The sequence below is a fragment of the Nocardioides sp. genome, assembly GCF_044226305.1.
In the GTDB taxonomy this organism is placed as follows: Bacteria; Actinomycetota; Actinomycetes; order Propionibacteriales; family Nocardioidaceae; genus Nocardioides.
The window spans coordinates 98,154-112,852 of sequence record NZ_JBGAHF010000008.1; the positions used below are offsets into that span (position 1 = coordinate 98,154).

At 72.9% G+C, this 14,699-nt stretch carries 19 protein-coding genes; 13 read left to right on the plus strand and 6 right to left on the minus strand.

Translation table 11 applies throughout. The annotated features are described in order from the left end of the window. The first annotated feature begins 31 nt into the window (after window positions 1-31). Both ACILQ5_RS10430 and ACILQ5_RS10435 read left to right on the plus strand, forming a co-directional pair. Window positions 32-1,912, plus strand: coding sequence for an ABC transporter ATP-binding protein (locus ACILQ5_RS10430; RefSeq protein WP_395658047.1), 1,881 nt, complete (start codon window positions 32-34; stop codon window positions 1,910-1,912). Further along, a complete protein-coding gene (locus ACILQ5_RS10435) occupies window positions 1,897-2,652 on the plus strand; it encodes an SDR family oxidoreductase (protein ID WP_395657932.1) in 756 nt (251 codons plus the stop codon). Before ACILQ5_RS10430 ends, ACILQ5_RS10435 begins: the two co-directional genes overlap by 16 nt. Here ACILQ5_RS10435 and ACILQ5_RS10440 read toward each other — a convergent pair. Then, entirely contained in the window at window positions 2,538-3,515 is a 978-nt protein-coding gene (locus tag ACILQ5_RS10440) for an SURF1 family protein (protein WP_395657933.1), read from the minus strand. The two genes, ACILQ5_RS10435 and ACILQ5_RS10440, sit on opposite strands and share 115 nt — an antisense overlap. Window positions 3,516-3,559: 44 nt before the next feature. Here ACILQ5_RS10440 and moaA point away from each other — a divergent pair, with 44 nt between their 5' ends. Continuing rightward, window positions 3,560-4,552, plus strand: coding sequence for a GTP 3',8-cyclase MoaA (gene moaA, locus ACILQ5_RS10445; RefSeq protein ID WP_395657934.1), 993 nt, complete (start codon window positions 3,560-3,562; stop codon window positions 4,550-4,552). 19 nt (window positions 4,553-4,571) lie between these two features. On the opposite strand, the gene ACILQ5_RS10450 is transcribed toward moaA, so the two are convergent. After that, window positions 4,572-4,757 carry an acetone carboxylase gene (locus ACILQ5_RS10450; RefSeq protein ID WP_395657935.1) on the minus strand — a complete coding sequence of 62 codons (186 nt, stop codon included), beginning with the start codon at window positions 4,755-4,757 and terminating at the stop codon, window positions 4,572-4,574. Window positions 4,758-4,877: 120 nt separating this feature from the next. After that, a complete protein-coding gene (locus ACILQ5_RS10455) occupies window positions 4,878-5,237 on the minus strand; it encodes a DUF3099 domain-containing protein (RefSeq protein WP_395657936.1) in 360 nt (119 codons plus the stop codon). A 55-nt stretch (window positions 5,238-5,292) separates the two neighbouring features. On the opposite strand from ACILQ5_RS10455, the gene ACILQ5_RS10460 reads away from it, so the two are divergent. The 4 genes from ACILQ5_RS10460 (at window position 5,293) to ACILQ5_RS10475 (ending at window position 7,624) form a co-directional block, all read left to right on the plus strand. Continuing rightward, window positions 5,293-5,505: a dodecin gene (locus tag ACILQ5_RS10460; RefSeq protein ID WP_395657937.1), complete on the plus strand. Its 213-nt coding sequence runs from the start codon at window positions 5,293-5,295 to the stop codon at window positions 5,503-5,505. A 71-nt stretch (window positions 5,506-5,576) separates the two neighbouring features. Continuing rightward, window positions 5,577-6,296, plus strand: a complete 720-nt coding sequence (locus ACILQ5_RS10465; RefSeq protein WP_395657938.1) for a beta-ketoacyl-ACP reductase — start codon at window positions 5,577-5,579, stop codon at window positions 6,294-6,296. 2 nt (window positions 6,297-6,298) lie between these two features. Continuing rightward, entirely contained in the window at window positions 6,299-7,072 is a 774-nt protein-coding gene (gene fabI, locus ACILQ5_RS10470) for an enoyl-ACP reductase FabI (RefSeq protein ID WP_395657939.1), read from the plus strand. Window positions 7,073-7,099: 27 nt separating this feature from the next. Next, a complete protein-coding gene (locus ACILQ5_RS10475) occupies window positions 7,100-7,624 on the plus strand; it encodes a SixA phosphatase family protein (protein ID WP_395657940.1) in 525 nt (174 codons plus the stop codon). Between the two features lie 22 nt (window positions 7,625-7,646). Here the strand turns inward: ACILQ5_RS10475 and serB are convergent, their stop codons facing one another. Continuing rightward, on the minus strand, window positions 7,647-8,861 hold the full coding sequence (gene serB / locus ACILQ5_RS10480) for a phosphoserine phosphatase SerB (protein ID WP_395657941.1): 1,215 nt from the start codon (window positions 8,859-8,861) through the stop codon (window positions 7,647-7,649). Between the two features lie 35 nt (window positions 8,862-8,896). After that, a complete protein-coding gene (locus ACILQ5_RS10485) occupies window positions 8,897-9,631 on the minus strand; it encodes a hypothetical protein (RefSeq protein WP_395657942.1) in 735 nt (244 codons plus the stop codon). Window positions 9,632-9,696: 65 nt separating this feature from the next. Here ACILQ5_RS10485 and ACILQ5_RS10490 point away from each other — a divergent pair, with 65 nt between their 5' ends. From ACILQ5_RS10490 to ACILQ5_RS10510, 5 genes are all read left to right on the plus strand, one after another. Further along, on the plus strand, window positions 9,697-10,491 hold the full coding sequence (locus tag ACILQ5_RS10490; protein WP_395657943.1) for an ABC transporter ATP-binding protein: 795 nt from the start codon (window positions 9,697-9,699) through the stop codon (window positions 10,489-10,491). A 49-nt stretch (window positions 10,492-10,540) separates the two neighbouring features. Further along, window positions 10,541-11,002 (plus strand): NfeD family protein, encoded by a 462-nt coding sequence (locus tag ACILQ5_RS10495; protein WP_395657944.1) that lies wholly within the window; start codon window positions 10,541-10,543, stop codon window positions 11,000-11,002. Window positions 11,003-11,021: 19 nt separating this feature from the next. Continuing rightward, window positions 11,022-12,206, plus strand: a complete 1,185-nt coding sequence (locus ACILQ5_RS10500) for an SPFH domain-containing protein (protein WP_395657945.1) — start codon at window positions 11,022-11,024, stop codon at window positions 12,204-12,206. Next, complete coding sequence (locus tag ACILQ5_RS10505) at window positions 12,203-12,967, plus strand: sulfite exporter TauE/SafE family protein (RefSeq protein ID WP_395657946.1); 765 nt, start codon at window positions 12,203-12,205, stop codon at window positions 12,965-12,967. Before ACILQ5_RS10500 ends, ACILQ5_RS10505 begins: the two co-directional genes overlap by 4 nt. A gap of 114 nt (window positions 12,968-13,081) precedes the next feature. Next, on the plus strand, window positions 13,082-13,297 hold the full coding sequence (locus ACILQ5_RS10510; protein ID WP_395657947.1) for a hypothetical protein: 216 nt from the start codon (window positions 13,082-13,084) through the stop codon (window positions 13,295-13,297). A 10-nt stretch (window positions 13,298-13,307) separates the two neighbouring features. On the opposite strand, the gene ACILQ5_RS10515 is transcribed toward ACILQ5_RS10510, so the two are convergent. Further along, on the minus strand, window positions 13,308-13,667 hold the full coding sequence (locus tag ACILQ5_RS10515) for a DUF4267 domain-containing protein (protein ID WP_395657948.1): 360 nt from the start codon (window positions 13,665-13,667) through the stop codon (window positions 13,308-13,310). Between the two features lie 37 nt (window positions 13,668-13,704). Here ACILQ5_RS10515 and ACILQ5_RS10520 point away from each other — a divergent pair, with 37 nt between their 5' ends. Further along, entirely contained in the window at window positions 13,705-14,364 is a 660-nt protein-coding gene (locus tag ACILQ5_RS10520; protein WP_395657949.1) for a nitroreductase family protein, read from the plus strand. Window positions 14,365-14,699: the final 335 nt, after the last annotated feature.

The window sequence follows — 14,699 nt, forward strand, 5'->3', positions numbered from 1 at the left end:
TGATCGAGGAGGACACGTGGCGCACACGGGGATGGGCATCGGACCGGCGTTCCGGTCGTTGCGGACCGACCGGACCGCGACCCAGCAGCGGCTGGCCCGTGGCACGCTCCGGCGCGTCGTCGCCTACGCGAGCCCGCACCGGGCGCTGATCGCCCTGTTCCTGGTCTTCACCGTCGTCGACGCGGGCCTCGTCGTCGTCTCCCCGTTGCTGGTCCAGCGCATCGTCGACGACGGCATCCTCGGCGACGACGCGGAGCTCGTGACGGTGCTCGCCCTCGCGATGGCTGCGGTGGCGGTCTTCGACGCGCTGCTGACCGTGCTCACCGGCTACCTGTCCTCGCGGATCGGCGAGGGCCTCATCTACGACCTCCGCACCGAGGTCTTCGGCCACGTGCAGCGGCAGTCGCTGGCGTTCTTCACCCGCACCCAGACCGGCGCGCTCGTCTCCCGTCTCAACAACGACGTCATCGGTGCGCAGCGGGCGTTCACCACCACCCTCTCGGGCGTCGTGTCGAACGCGATCTCGGTGGTCGTCGTCGGTGTGGCGATGCTGGCGCTGAGCTGGGAGATCACCCTGCTCTGCCTGCTGCTGTTCCCGATCCTCTACCTCTGCTCGCGCTGGGTCGGCAACCGGCTGGCCGGCCTCACCCGCGACCAGATGAACGGCAACGCCGACATGGGCAACACCATGACCGAGCGCTTCAACGTCGGCGGCGCCATGCTCCTCAAGCTCTTCGGCCGGCGGGACGAGGAGGACCGCGGCTTCGCGACCAAGGCGGCCGTGGTCCGCGACCTCGGCGTCCGGATCTCGCTCATCCAGCGGGTGTTCATGGCCACGATGCTCGCGGTGCCGGCGCTGGCGACGGCGGTCGTGTACGGCGTCGGCGGCCACCTCGCGATCAGCGGGGCGCTCACCGTCGGGACCGTGCTCGCCCTCGCCACCCTGCTGGTGCGGCTGCTCGGCCCCCTGCAGGGCCTGTCCAACGTCCGCATCGACGTGATGACCGCCCTGGTCAGCTTCGAGCGGGTCTTCGAGGTCCTCGACCTGCCGTCGCTCATCGAGGAGAAGCCCGACGCCGTGGTGCTCCCGCCGACGGCGTCCAGCCTGGAGTTCGACCACGTCGCCTTCGGGTACCCGAAGGCCGAGGACATCTCGCTGGCGTCGCTGGAGTCGATCGCCCGCACCGAGAGTCGCGACAGCGGCCAGGTGCTCGCCGACATCACGTTCACCGCCGAGCCGGGCCAGATGGTCGCGCTGGTCGGGCCCTCGGGCGCCGGCAAGACCACGATCACCCACCTGGTGGCGCGCCTCTACGACGTCGGCGCCGGCGAGGTCCGGGTCGGCGGCCAGGACGTCCGCGACGTGACGCTCCAGTCCCTGGAGGACGTCGTCGGCTACGTCACCCAGGACGCCCACATGTTCCACGACACCATCCGCGGCAACCTGCTGTACGCCCGTCCGGGGGCCTCCGACGAGGAGGTCTGGCAGGCCCTGGAGGCCGCGCAGATCGCCACCTTGGTCCGGAGCCTGCCCGACGGGCTCGACACCGTGGTCGGGGACCGCGGCTACCGGCTCTCCGGTGGCGAGCGACAGCGCCTGGCGATCGCCCGGCTGCTGCTAAAGGCGCCCGCGATCGTCGTGCTCGACGAGGCGACCGCTCACCTCGACAGCGAGTCCGAGGCCGCCGTCCAGCGGGCGCTGGACAACGCGCTGGCCGGCCGGACGTCGCTCGTCATCGCCCACCGGCTCTCGACCGTGCGGGACGCCGACCAGATCCTGGTCGTCGCCGACGGGCGGGTCGTGCAGCGCGGGACCCACCTGGAGCTGCTCGCCGAGGGCGGGCTCTACGCGGACCTCTACCGCACCCAGTTCCAGGACTCCGGCCAGGCGGACGCGTGGACCTCGGCCTGAGAGACCGGGTCTTCCTCGTCACCGGCGGTGCCCGGGGTCTCGGTCGGGCGACGGCCGACGAGCTCGTCGGCGAGGGGGCGCGGGTCGTCATCTCGAGCCGCACCGCCGCGTCCGTCTCCCGCGCCGCCCACGACCTCGGGGAGCAGGCGGTGGGGGTGGTGGCCGACAACGCCGACCCGGACACGCCGTCCCGGCTGGTCGGGGCCGCCCTGGAGCGCTGGGGGCGGCTCGACGGAGCGCTCGTGAGCGTGGGTGGCCCGCCTCGGGGACCGGTCACGACCGTGACCGACGAGCAGTGGACGGCCAGCTTCGGGTCGGTGTTCCTCGGCGCCGTGCGGCTGGCCCGCCAGGTCGGGGAGGTCCTGGGACCCGGCGGCTCGATCGCGTTCGTGCTGTCGACGACCGCGCGCGCGCCCCAGGCCGACATGGCGCTCTCCAACGGGCTGCGGCCCGGGCTGGCGATGGTCGCGAAGACCCTCGCCGACGAGCTCGGGCCGGCCGGCATCCGGGTCAACGGCCTGCTGCCGGGGCGCGTGCACACCGAGCGGCTCGAGGAGCTGGAGGAGGCGTCCGGAGACCCGGCGGCGGCGCGCCGGGCCGGCCTTGCCGAGGTCCCGCTGGGGCGCTACGGGGAGCCGGCGGAGTTCGGCCGGGTGGCGGCGTTCCTGCTGTCTCCGGCGTCCTCGTTCGTCTCGGGGGCGATGGTGCCCGTCGACGGCGGGATGCTGCGCGCGCTCTGAGCGTCCTCCCGCTCGCGGCGCTCCGCCTCGTAGGCACGCTGGTAGGCGGCCCGCACGGCCTGCTTCTTGGCGTTCTTCGCCGCACGCCGGCGCTTGCGCTCGGCGAGCGCCTCCTCCTGGCCCGCCTCCACGCCGCCGTTGCGGGTGCGCCACTCGTCGACGGCCAGGTAGCCGAACCCGACGATCGCGAGCAGCCCGAAGAACCACCACTGGAGGCCGTAGAAGAAGTGCGGTCCGTTGTCGAGCTCGGGCAGCTCCACCGGCTCCAGGCCGGCGGCGGGCCGCCCGTCCTCCGACCTCAGCTCGACGAAGCCGCCGTACACCGGCCGGTCGAGCGCCGCTCCGATCGCGGCGCTCGAGATCGCCCGCGTCGAGTGGTCGTCGACCGCCGTGCTGTCACCCGTGGCGTCCGCGCGGACCCACCCCTCGACGGTGACCTCGCCGGACGGCGGCTCGGGCAGGTCGGTCGGGCTGGCGCCCTGGTTGTCCGAGGCCATCCAGCCCCGGTCGACGAGCAGGGCGGTCCCGTCCTGCGTCACCAGTGGGACGACGGCATCCACTCCCGAGTCCCCGTCGCGGGTGCGGTAGCGGACGATGACGGTGTCCTCGACGTCGTACGTGCCCGTGGCCGTGACCACCCGCCACTCGTCGGCGTCGTCGACCGTGCCGCCGGGCGCGAGCACGTCCTCGACCGCTGCCGGTGCCCGGTCCTCGTTGGCCTGGACGATGGCGTTGCGCTGCTTGCGGTCGTCGAGACGGTGGAACTGCCACTCGCCCAGCCACCAGGTCGCGTAGCACAGCACGACCACGATCAGCGCGAACAGCAGCCACCGCCGACTCAGCAGGAAGCGCAAGGACCGCACCGCTCGAGGCTAGCCGCCGCCCACCTGCGACCTAGACTGCAGGGGTGCAGACGAGCAAGCTCGAGGATCGCTTCGGCCGGGTCGCCACCGACCTCCGCGTGTCGCTGACCGATCGGTGCAACCTGCGGTGCTCCTACTGCATGCCCGCCGAGGGCCTGGACTGGCTCCCCGACGAGTCGGTGCTCACCGACGACGAGGTGGTCCGGCTGGTCCGGATCGGCGTCGAGCTGCTCGGTGTGCGCGAGGTGCGGTTCACCGGGGGCGAGCCGCTGGTCCGTCGCGGGCTGGTCGACATCGTGCGGGCGACCAGTGCGCTCGGGGTCGAGACGTCCCTCACGACCAACGCGCTCGGGCTCTCCCGGACCGCCCACGCCCTGGCCGCCGCGGGGCTGGACCGCGTGAACGTCAGCCTGGACAGCATCCGCCGGGAGTCGTTCCGCGAGATCACCCGCCGCGACCGGCTCGGCGACGTGCTCGCCGGGCTGGCCGCCGCCCAGGAGGCCGGCCTCGGCCCGGTCAAGGTCAACGCGGTGCTGATGCGCGGGACCAACGACGACCAGGCTGCCGAGCTGCTCCGCTGGGCGGTCGCGGAGGGCTACCAGCTCCGGTTCATCGAGCAGATGCCGCTGGACGCCCAGCACGGGTGGAGCCGTGAGGGCATGGTGACGGCCGACGAGATCCTGGCGCGGCTGGAGGCGGAGTTCGTGCTGACGCCGGCCGCCGAGCCGCGCGGGAGCGCGCCGGCCGAGCTGTTCGTCGTCGACGGCGGTCCTGCCACGGTCGGCGTGATCGCGAGCGTCACGCGGCCGTTCTGCGGCGACTGCGACCGGGTCCGACTGACCGCGGACGGTCAGGTGCGCAACTGCCTGTTCGCCCGGGAGGAGTCCGACCTGCGTGGTGCGCTCCGTGCCGGCGCGTCCGACGAGGAGATCGCCGAGCGCTGGGTCGTCGCCATGCGCGGCAAGCGGGCCGGCCACGGGATCGACGATCCGTCGTTCCTCCAGCCGGACCGGCCGATGTCCGCCATCGGCGGCTGACTGCGGCGCCGGCCTCCGCTCAGTGCGGGACGACGTCCCGCAAGAACCTCCGGGCCTCGAGGAACTCCGACAGCGACTGTCGGTGCTCGTCGCACGCCAGCCAGGTCTTGCGCCGCTCGGGCGTGTGCAGCTTGGGGTTGTTCCACAGCAGCTCCCAGGCGGCGGGCGCCTGGCAGCCCTTCGCGGAGCAGATGTCGCTGGTCACCGGAAGCCTCCTGGGAACAGGAACGGTGCCGGACAGCCACGGGGGAAGCCGTCCGGCACCGTTGCGAACCAGGACGGGGGAGACCCGGCTCGCGCGCAAGATTGTGTCATGCGGACGGTTTCAGTCCAAGGGTGGCTGGCGAGGTTCCGCGACCGGATCCGCTCCCGAGGTCAGCTGCTGACGGCCGTACTGCGTGTCGAGGAGCTCGAACCCGTCGGACTTCGAGAACGTCGCGTTGGCCATGACGACGGCGACGTACGGCAGGACCAGCGCTCCCGCGATGAGGATCGGCCACAACCAGGCGATGCCGGCCAGGGCGGCGACGATCGCGCCCACGAAGCAGACCGAGCGCAGCGTCATCGAGAACAGGTAGCGGCGCTGCCGGGCGGCGATCTCGTCCCGGCGGTTCGACGGGGCGGTGGTGATCCGGACTGCCTCGTCCGCCCCCTGTCGGGTGCTGCGACGAACGTCCCGGGCCATGACCCCCATCGTACGTCGGGGCTCCACAGCGTCTCGTCGTGGCTACCCTCAGGGCATGAGCAACCGCACCTACCGCGTCACCGAGATCGTCGGCACCTCTCCCAACGGGATCGACGAGGCCATCCGCAACGGCATCGAGCGTGCGGGCCGGACCCTGCGCCACCTCGACTGGTTCGAGGTGACCCAGGTCCGCGGCCAGGTCAAGGACGGGGCCGTCGAGCACTTCCAGGTCGGCATGAAGGTGGGCTTCCGGCTCGAGGACGACTGAGCCGCCGCCGTACCGCCGACCGACCCGGCCCCATTCGGTCTACCGACGGGTAGTCGCTAGCGTCACGTGACGTGAGCGAGACGCAGGAGTCCAGGTCGGTCCTGGTGACCGGTGGCAACCGTGGCATCGGGCGCGCGATCGCCGAGGCCTTCGCGGCGAACGGCGACCGGGTGGCGGTCACGACGCGCAGCGGCGGTGCCCCGATGGGCACGCTCGACGTGCGCTGCGACATCACCGACCCCGGCCAGGTCGAGGCGGCCTTCGCGACCATCGAGGAGGCCCACGGCCCGGTCGAGGTGCTGGTCGCCAACGCCGGCGTCACGGCCGACACCCTGATGCTGCGGATGTCGGAGGACGACTGGTCCACGGTGCTGGACACCAACCTGACCGGCTCGTTCCGGCTCGCCAAGCGCGCCTCGAAGGGCATGCTGCGGATGCGCCGCGGCCGGATCGTGTTCATCTCGTCGGTGGTCGGCCTTCTCGGGTCGGCCGGCCAGGTCAACTACGCCGCGTCGAAGGCCGGCCTGGTCGGCATGGCCCGCTCGATCGCCCGCGAGCTGGGCTCCCGGTCGATCACGGCGAACGTCGTCGCGCCGGGGTTCATCGAGACCGACATGACCGCGGTGCTGTCCGACGAGCAGAAGGACGCGATCAGGACGCAGGTCCCGCTGGGCCGGTACGGCTCACCGGAGGAGATCGCACAGACAGTGCTGTGGCTGACCGGCCCCGGCGCGGCGTACGTCACCGGGGCCGTCATCCCGGTCGACGGTGGACTCGGAATGGGGCACTGACGATGGCAGGCATCCTGGAGGGCAAGCGCATCCTCGTCGCGGGCGTGACGATGGACAGCTCCATCGGCTTCGCGACCGCGAAGGTCGCGCAGGAGCAGGGCGCGACCGTCCTGATCTCGAACTTCGGCCGCGCGCTCGGCATCACCCGCAGGATCGCGCGACGGCTGCCGGTCGAGCCGCCGGTCCTCGAGCTCGACGTCACCGACGACGACCACCTCGCCGGGCTGGAGGCGCAGGTGCGTGAGCACGTCGACGGCCTCGACGGCGTCGTGCACTCGATCGCCTACGGCAACCCGGAGACGCTGCTCGGCGGCAAGTTCCTCACCGGCCCGTGGCCGGACGTGGCGCAGGCCGTGCAGGTGTCGGCGTACTCCCTGATGTCCCTGACCCAGGCCTGCCGCCCGCTGATGGCCGACGGGGGCTCCGTCGTGGGGCTCACCTTCGACGCGACCGTCGCGTGGCCGGCGTACGACTGGATGGGCGTGGCGAAGGCCGGGCTGGAGTCCTGCGCGCGCTACCTCGCCCGCGACCTCGGCCCGGAGGGCATCCGGGTCAACCTGGTCTCCGCCGGGCCCCTGAAGACGCTCGCGGCGAAGGCGATCCCGGGGTTCGAGGACCTCGAGGCGATGTGGAGCACCCGGGCGCCCCTGGGCTGGGACAACACCGACCAGGAGCCGACGGCGAAGGCGGTCTGTGCGCTGCTGTCGGACTTCTTCCCGGCCACCAGCGGCGAGATCGTGCACGTCGACGGCGGCTTCCACGCGATGGGTGCCTGACGACCGTCGCCGTGCCAGAGTGTGCGGGTGGACCTGGCTGAGAACCCGGCACGTCTCCTCGTCGTCATGCGGCACGCCAAGGCCGAGCAGGTCGGGCCGACCGACTTCGACCGCGCCCTGGCCGACCGTGGGCACACCGACGCCCGCGAGGCGGGCAGCTGGCTCGCGGGCCAGGGGTTCGTCGCGGACCACGCGCTCGTCTCGGCCGCCCTGCGGACCCGGGAGACCTGGACGACCGTCGCGGAGTCGGCCGGCTGGGACGTCGACCCGGACCTGGACCGGGGCCTCTACACCGCGGAGCCCGCGACCGCGGTCGACCTGGTCACCCGCGTCGACGACGACGTGCGCCGGCTGGTGATGATCGGTCACAACCCGACGATGGCCTACCTGGCGCAGCTCCTCGGCGACGGTACGGCGCCCGCCGAGCTCGAGCGCGAGCTGCTCTCCGGCTTCCCGACCTCGGCGCTCGCGGTCTTCGCCGTCGACGGCCCGTGGAGCGGTCTCACCGAGGGCAGCGCCCGCCTGGTCGGCTACCACGTCGGTCGCGGCTGACGCCGACTCGGCGTCCTGGGGGTCAGACCGGGGGAGCGGGGGTGACGATGCCGGCCTCGGCGTCGGCCGCCACGATCTCCTCGCGGGAGATCCCGAGCAGGTAGACGATCGTGTCGAGGTACGGGACGTTGACGGCGGTGTCGGCGGCGTCGCGCAGGACCGGCTTGGCGTTGTAGGCGATGCCGAGGCCGGCCGCGTTGAGCATGTCGAGGTCGTTCGCACCGTCGCCGATGGCGATCACCGCGGCCTCGGGCACCCCGATCTCCGCGGCGAACTCGCGCAGCGCGGCCGCCTTGCCGGCGCGGTCGACGACCGGTCCGACGATCCGGCCGGTGAGGAGCCCGTCGACGACCTCGAGCTCGTTGGCGCGCGAGAAGTGGATGCCGAGGTCCGCGGCGAGCCGGTCGGTGATCCGGGTGAACCCACCGGAGACGATCGCGAACCGGTAGCCGAGGCGGCGCAGCGTGCGCACCATCGTGCGCGCGCCGGGGGCGAGCTCGATGGCGTCGTACACCTCGTCGAGCGCGGACTCCGGCACCCCCTCGAGCAGCGCGACCCGGGCCCGCAGCGACTCCTCGAAGTCCATCTCGCCGCGCATGGCGGCCTCGGTCACCGCGGCCACCTCGGCCTCGCACCCGGCGTGCGCGGCGATCATCTCGATCACCTCGCCCTGGATCAGCGTCGAGTCGACGTCCATGACGATCAGGCGAGTGCCGCGCCGGAGCAGGTTCGCGGGCTGGACGGCGATGTCGATCGACTGGCGGGCGGCCTCGGCGGCGAGCACCGTCCGCAGCGCCTCGGTGTCGACACCGCTGACGTGCAGGTCGATGGCGGTGACCGGGTAGCGCGCCATCCGCTCGATCCGGTCGATGTTCGCGCCGGCGTCGGCGATCCGGCCGGCCACCGCCCCCATCGCGGCGGCCCGCAGCGGAGCACCGATCACGGTGACGTGGGAGCGGCCCGACGCGCGCGACCGGTTGTCGCCGGCTCCGGTCTCGAGGTCCACGCTCATGCCCAGCTCGGCGGCGGTCGACTGCACCGCCTCGGTCACCCGGCGCAGGTTGCGCGGCGCCGTCACCAGCACGCCGAGGATCAGCCGGCCGCGCAGCACGATCTGCTCGATGTCGAGCACCTCCACACCGGCGCCGGCGAGCGCCGAGAAGACCGACGAGGTCACGCCCGGACGGTCCCGGCCGGTCAGCGTGATGAGCAGGGTCTCGGGCTTGGCGGCAGTCATGACACCCGGGAGGCTATCCCGCGGCGCCGCCCGGCTCAGTCGGGCGGCCACACCTCGGGCGAGCAGGCCGCGGTCAGGGCGGCCCGTCCGGCCCGGTCCAGGGGCACCAGCGCGTCCCGCCGTCGCCGCGCCTCCTCGGCCGTGACGGCAGCGCCGTCGTCCTCCAGGGCCAGCCCGACGATGCCCGTGGCCTGGAGCCCGCGGGCGGCGAGCTCCACGCAGCGGGCCGGCACGCCGTCGGGCGCGGCGACCGGCTCCCGGTGCCGGAGGTCCATCAGCCGGTCCGCCACCTCGGGCCGCCAGCGGGCGACCTCGAGCGCGGCCAGGGCGTCGGCGGTCTCGACCAGCGCCCGGCGCAGGCCGCGGTCCGCCTCGCCGACGTCCGGCAGCTGGCGGCGGTCCGCCGGCTGCGCCGTCCAGACGACGGCGGCGCCCGTGCGCTGCGGCACCAGCCCGAGACCGGTGCCGGCGACGACGACCGCCTCGCCGGCGTCGAGGGCGTCGGTGTTGAAGGTCCGCGGCCCGCCCAGGCCGACCGGGTCGCCCTCGGCGGGGAAGGCCGCGCCGAAGCCGGTCGCGCCCAGCCGGCGCAGTGCGCCCAGCCCCTCGACGAGGGTCGCGGTGCCGTCCGCGTCGGGCAGCCCGGCGACCACGTGCGTCGCGTCGTCGGCGATCACGGCGTCGATGACGAGGTCGGTGACGACGTACCCACGGAGCCAGCCGGTGGCCCACCAGGCGAGCCGGGCGGAGGCGGGGAGCAGGTGCGTCACGGCGGCCGAGGATACGCGTGAACGGGCTGCGGGACGGCGCGGGGTGTCTCTATAGGGTGAGGCCCATGACCGCCGTTCTCGACTTCGCCGAGGTGACCATCCGGCGCGGAGGGGCGACGCTGCTGGACCGGGTGTCCTGGCGGGTCGAGGAGGAGGACCGCTGGGTCGTCCTCGGCCCGAACGGCGCCGGCAAGACCACCCTCCTGCAGGTCGCGTCCGCGCAGATCCACCCCACCGAGGGCGTCGCCGGGATCCTGGACGAGGTGCTCGGCACCGTCGACGTCTTCGAGCTGCGTCCCCGGATCGGGCTCACGAGCGCGGCGCTCGCCGAGCGGATCCCGCGGCACGAGCGGGTGCACGACGTCGTCGTGTCCGCCTCGTACGGCGTGGTCGGCCGCTGGCGCGAGGCGTACGACGACCTCGACCACGACCGCGCCGGGCAGCTGCTCACCGAGGTCGGTGCCGCCCACCTGGTCGACCGCACGTTCGGGACCCTGAGCGAGGGCGAGCGCAAGCGGGTCCAGATCGCCCGGGCGCTGATGGCCGACCCCGAGCTGCTGCTGCTCGACGAGCCGGCGGCCGGTCTCGACCTCGGCGGCCGCGAGGACCTCGTCTCGACGCTCTCGGTGCTCGCCGCCGACCCGGGGTCGCCGGCGACCGTGCTCGTCTCGCACCACGTGGAGGAGATCCCGCCCGGCTTCACCCACGCGCTCCTGCTGCGTGGCGGTGGGGTGGTCGCCTCCGGCCCGATCGACGAGGTGATCACCGAGGAGCACCTGGCGGCGACGTTCGGGATGCCGCTGGTGCTGGGCCACGAGGACGGCCGGTGGAGCGCCCGTCGCCGGACCAGGCACCGCTGAGGCCGCGTGTCCGGTCGGGAGTTGAGGCGCTGAGGATAGGGTCGGAGACATGGACTGGCTGAGTGAGCACGCGTGGGTCGCGTGGCTCGGCATCGCGGCCGTGCTCGGCGCCGCCGAGCTCGTCAGCCTGGACCTGGTCCTCATCATGCTCGCGGTCGGCGCGCTGGCCGGAGGGGTCAGCGCCGCCCTCGGAGCCGCCGTCGTCGCCCAGGTCCTGGTCGCCGGCATCGCCTCGATCGCGATGCTCGCGCTGGTCCGTCCCGGCCTCGTCTCCAAGCTGCACCAGGGGCCCGAGCTCCGGCTCGGCCACACCAAGCTGGTGGGGCAGCGCGGCGTCGTGACGCAGCGGATCACCGGCCTCGCGGTCGGCCAGATCAAGCTCGCCGGCGAGACCTGGTCCGCGGCCCCCTACGACGAGAACGTCACCATCGAGCCGGGGTCGACCGTGGAGGTCTTCGAGATCCGCGGCGCCACGGCGTACGTCCACCCGGTCGCCGAGCTCGGCGAGTGACCCTGTGAAGGAGAGTCCCGTGCCCCTCGCGATCCTGATCGTGCTCCTGCTGCTGCTGATCTTCGTCGTGGTGCTGCTGGCCAAGACGGTGCGGATCATCCCGCAGGCGCGCGCCGGCGTGGTCGAGCGCTTCGGCAAGTACCTCAAGACCCTGCCGGCCGGCCTCAACATCGTGGTGCCGTTCGTCGACAAGGTGCGCTACATCATCGACCTGCGCGAGCAGGTCGTCAGCTTCCCGCCGCAGCCGGTGATCACCGAGGACAACCTCGTGGTCTCGATCGACACGGTCATCTACTTTCAGGTCACCGACCCGATCGCGGCGACCTACGAGATCGCCAACTACATCCAGGCGATCGAGCAGCTCACGATGACCACGCTGCGCAACATCGTCGGCGGCATGGACCTCGAGGAGACGCTGACCAGCCGCGACCAGATCAACTCCGGGCTGCGCGGGGTCCTCGACGAGGCCACCGGCAAGTGGGGCATCCGGGTCAACCGGGTCGAGCTCAAGGGCATCGACCCGCCGCCCTCGATCAAGGACTCGATGGAGAAGCAGATGCGCGCCGACCGCGAGAAGCGCGCGGTCATCCTCACCGCCGAGGGCCAGCGCCAGGCCGCGATCCTCACCGCCGAGGGTGCGAAGCAGTCCTCGATCCTCAACGCCGAGGGCGACCGGGAGTCGCAGATCCTGCGCGCCCAGGCCGACCGTGAGTCCCAGATCCTCCGCGCCCAGGGCGAGGGGCAGGCCATCCAGACCGTCTTCCAGGCCATCCACGACGGCCAGCCCGACCAGTCGCTGCTTGCCTACCAGTACCTCCAGATGATGCCCAAGATCGCCGAGGGCGACGCCAACAAGGTCTGGATCGTGCCCAGCGAGATCGGCAAGGCGCTCGAGGGCCTCGGCTCGACGATGAACAGCCTCCAGGGCATCCCGCAGGACGTGGCCGGTCCGCTCAAGCGCGTCGACATGGGACCCACCGAGCCCGAGCTGCCCAAGACGGACACCACGCTGAACGAGACCAACGCCGCCGTGGAGGCCGCGATCAAGGAGGCGGAGAACGCCGCGAACCCGGGCCGCTCCGGCCGCGCCGCACCGGCCGACCCGTCGACGCCGCCGGCCGCGCCGCCGACGACGCCGCCGACCACGCAGCCGACCGCGACGGACCCGTCGATCGACCCGGGTGAGGTGCCCCCCGCGACGTGAGTCCGTTCGAGGTCGTCGCGATCCTGCTCGCCGGGGTCGCGGCCGGCACCATCAACACCGTGGTGGGGTCGGGAACGCTGATCACGTTCCCGACCCTGCTGGCGTTCGGCATCCCGCCGGTGACCGCCAACGTGTCGAACACGATCGGCCTGGTCCCCGGCTCCGTCTCCGGCGCCGTCGGCTACCGCCGCGAGCTGGCCGGGCAGCGGTCGCGGGTGCTGCGGCTCGGCGTCGGCTCGCTGATCGGCGGCACCCTCGGCGCGGTCCTGCTGCTCGTCCTGCCCGCGGGCGCGTTCGAGGCGATCGTGCCCGTGCTCATCGTCCTCGGCCTGGTGCTCGTCGTCCTCCAGCCACGCATCTCGGCGTGGGTCGCGCGCCGCCACGAGGCGTTCGGCGGGATGCCGCACCACGGCACCTGGTGGGTGTGGCCGGGGGTCCTGCTGACCGGCGTGTACGGCGGCTACTTCGGTGCCGCCCAGGGCGTGCTGCTGATGGCGGTGATGGGCACCGGCATCGACGAGTCGCTCCAGCGGCTCAACGCCGTGAAGAACGTGCTGGCCGCGATCGTCAACGCCGTCGCGGGCCTGATCTTCGCGCTCGTCGCGGACGTCGACTGGTGGATCGTGCTGCTGATCGGCGTCGGCTCGGTGATCGGCGGGCAGCTCGGCGCGACCGTGGGCCGGCGGCTGCCGAGCACGGCTCTGCGGGTGACGATCGTCGTCGTCGGTCTCGTCGCGCTCGGCGTGTTCCTGCTCGGCTGAGCGCTAGGGTCCCTCGGGCGCCCGGATGCACCAGTCAGCTCGTGTCGTTGGTGCCCGCGTCCGGGGGACCTTGGTCCCTACGGTGCACCTGCACCCCGGGGGACCGTCGACACCATGAGCTTGCGGATGCAGATCACCCAGGGCGTCGACGAGACGTGGGCCTGCGTCCTCGAGGGCGTCGAGCTCGACGAGCACGACAGCCTGGTCGACGCGCTCCTGCACCTCCAGGAGGAGGCCGACCACCTCGAGGACGAGCCGGAGCTGTGGGTGCTCTTCGCCGACGGCGTCACCGAGGAGCTGGCGGTCGTCCCGTTCTTCCCGCTGATGTGACCGCCGCGCCTCAGCCCCGGCGGACCATCCCGACGAGCCCGGCGCCGATGGCGCCGACCGCCGGCCCGATGAGGGTCATTGCGGTCTTGCGGGAGACGGTCCCGTCCTGCATCGCGAGGTAGCCGGTGGCGGCGTCCGCGGCGTCGACGAGGATGCCGACGCCGATCAGGCCCTTCTGCGCGCGGCCGCGTGCGACCAGCGTGACCAGGCCGAGGGCCACCTCGCGGGAGCCGAAGATGCGCGCCACGTAGGGGACCTGCGGGTTCGACACCGGGTCGAGCTGGAACATGCGGGCGGCGGTCTCGGGGCTGGCCAGGGCCACCGCCCCGACCGCGATCCGGCCGAGGGACAGTCCGATCACAGGGTTCATGGCGAGCAACCTAGCGTCCCCGTGACAGGCTCGGGGCATGGATCTGTACGACGTCATGCGCACGACCCCCGCCGTCCGCGAGTTCACGGACGATCCGGTGCCGGACGAGACCCTGCACCGCATCCTCGACCACGCCCGGTTCGCGCCGAGCGGTGGCAACCGGCAGGGCACCCATGTCGTGGTGGTCCGCGACCAGGGGACGCGGGAGCGGCTCGCCGAGCTCAACCAGCCCGCGGTGCGTCGCTACGTCGCCCAGATCAAGGCCGGCCAGAGCCCGTGGAACCCGCTCGAGCCGCCCGCTCCCTCGGCCGAGGAGATCGCGGCGACCGAGGTCCCGGAGCAGTTCACCCGGCCGGTCCTGACGGCCGCCGCGGTCCTGGTCTTCTGCGTGGACCTGGGGGTCGTCGCCGCCATGGACCAGGACCTCGACCGGGTCGGCCTCGTCTCCGGCGCGTCGGTCTACCCCCTGGTCTGGAACGTGCTGCTGGGCGCCCGCAACGAGGGCCTGGGGGGCACCATCACGACGATGGCGGTCGCGCAGGAGCCGGCCGTCCGCGAGCTGCTCGGGATCCCCGATCAGTACGCCGTCGCCGCCGTCGTCCCGCTGGGGAGGCCGGTCCGCGTGATCACGAAGCTGCGTCGGGTCCCGGTCTCCGAGCTCGCCACCCGGGAGCGGTTCGACGGCGAGCCCTTCTGAGCGACCCGGGCACCTGGTCCGGCGAGCACGCGGGCGCCGTACAAGTGCACGTTCGGGTCGTACGACGGGAGGTCGGCCGGGTCGTCGGGGTGGGTCGGGTCCCAGTGGTCGACCACCGCCAGGTCGCCGACCCGCCCGAACGACCCACCGCCGGCCTGGACCCAGCGGGGCTCGCCGAGGCACCGACGCGGGACCAGCACGGTGAGCGCCCGGCCGTCGTCCGACACGCGCGCGCCGAGCGGCGTGGGGCACGGTGCGTAGCCGATGCCGCCGTACCAGGCCTGGCAGTCCGGCGTGCCGTCGTCATCGACGTCGACGGGGACCTGCGAGTAGGT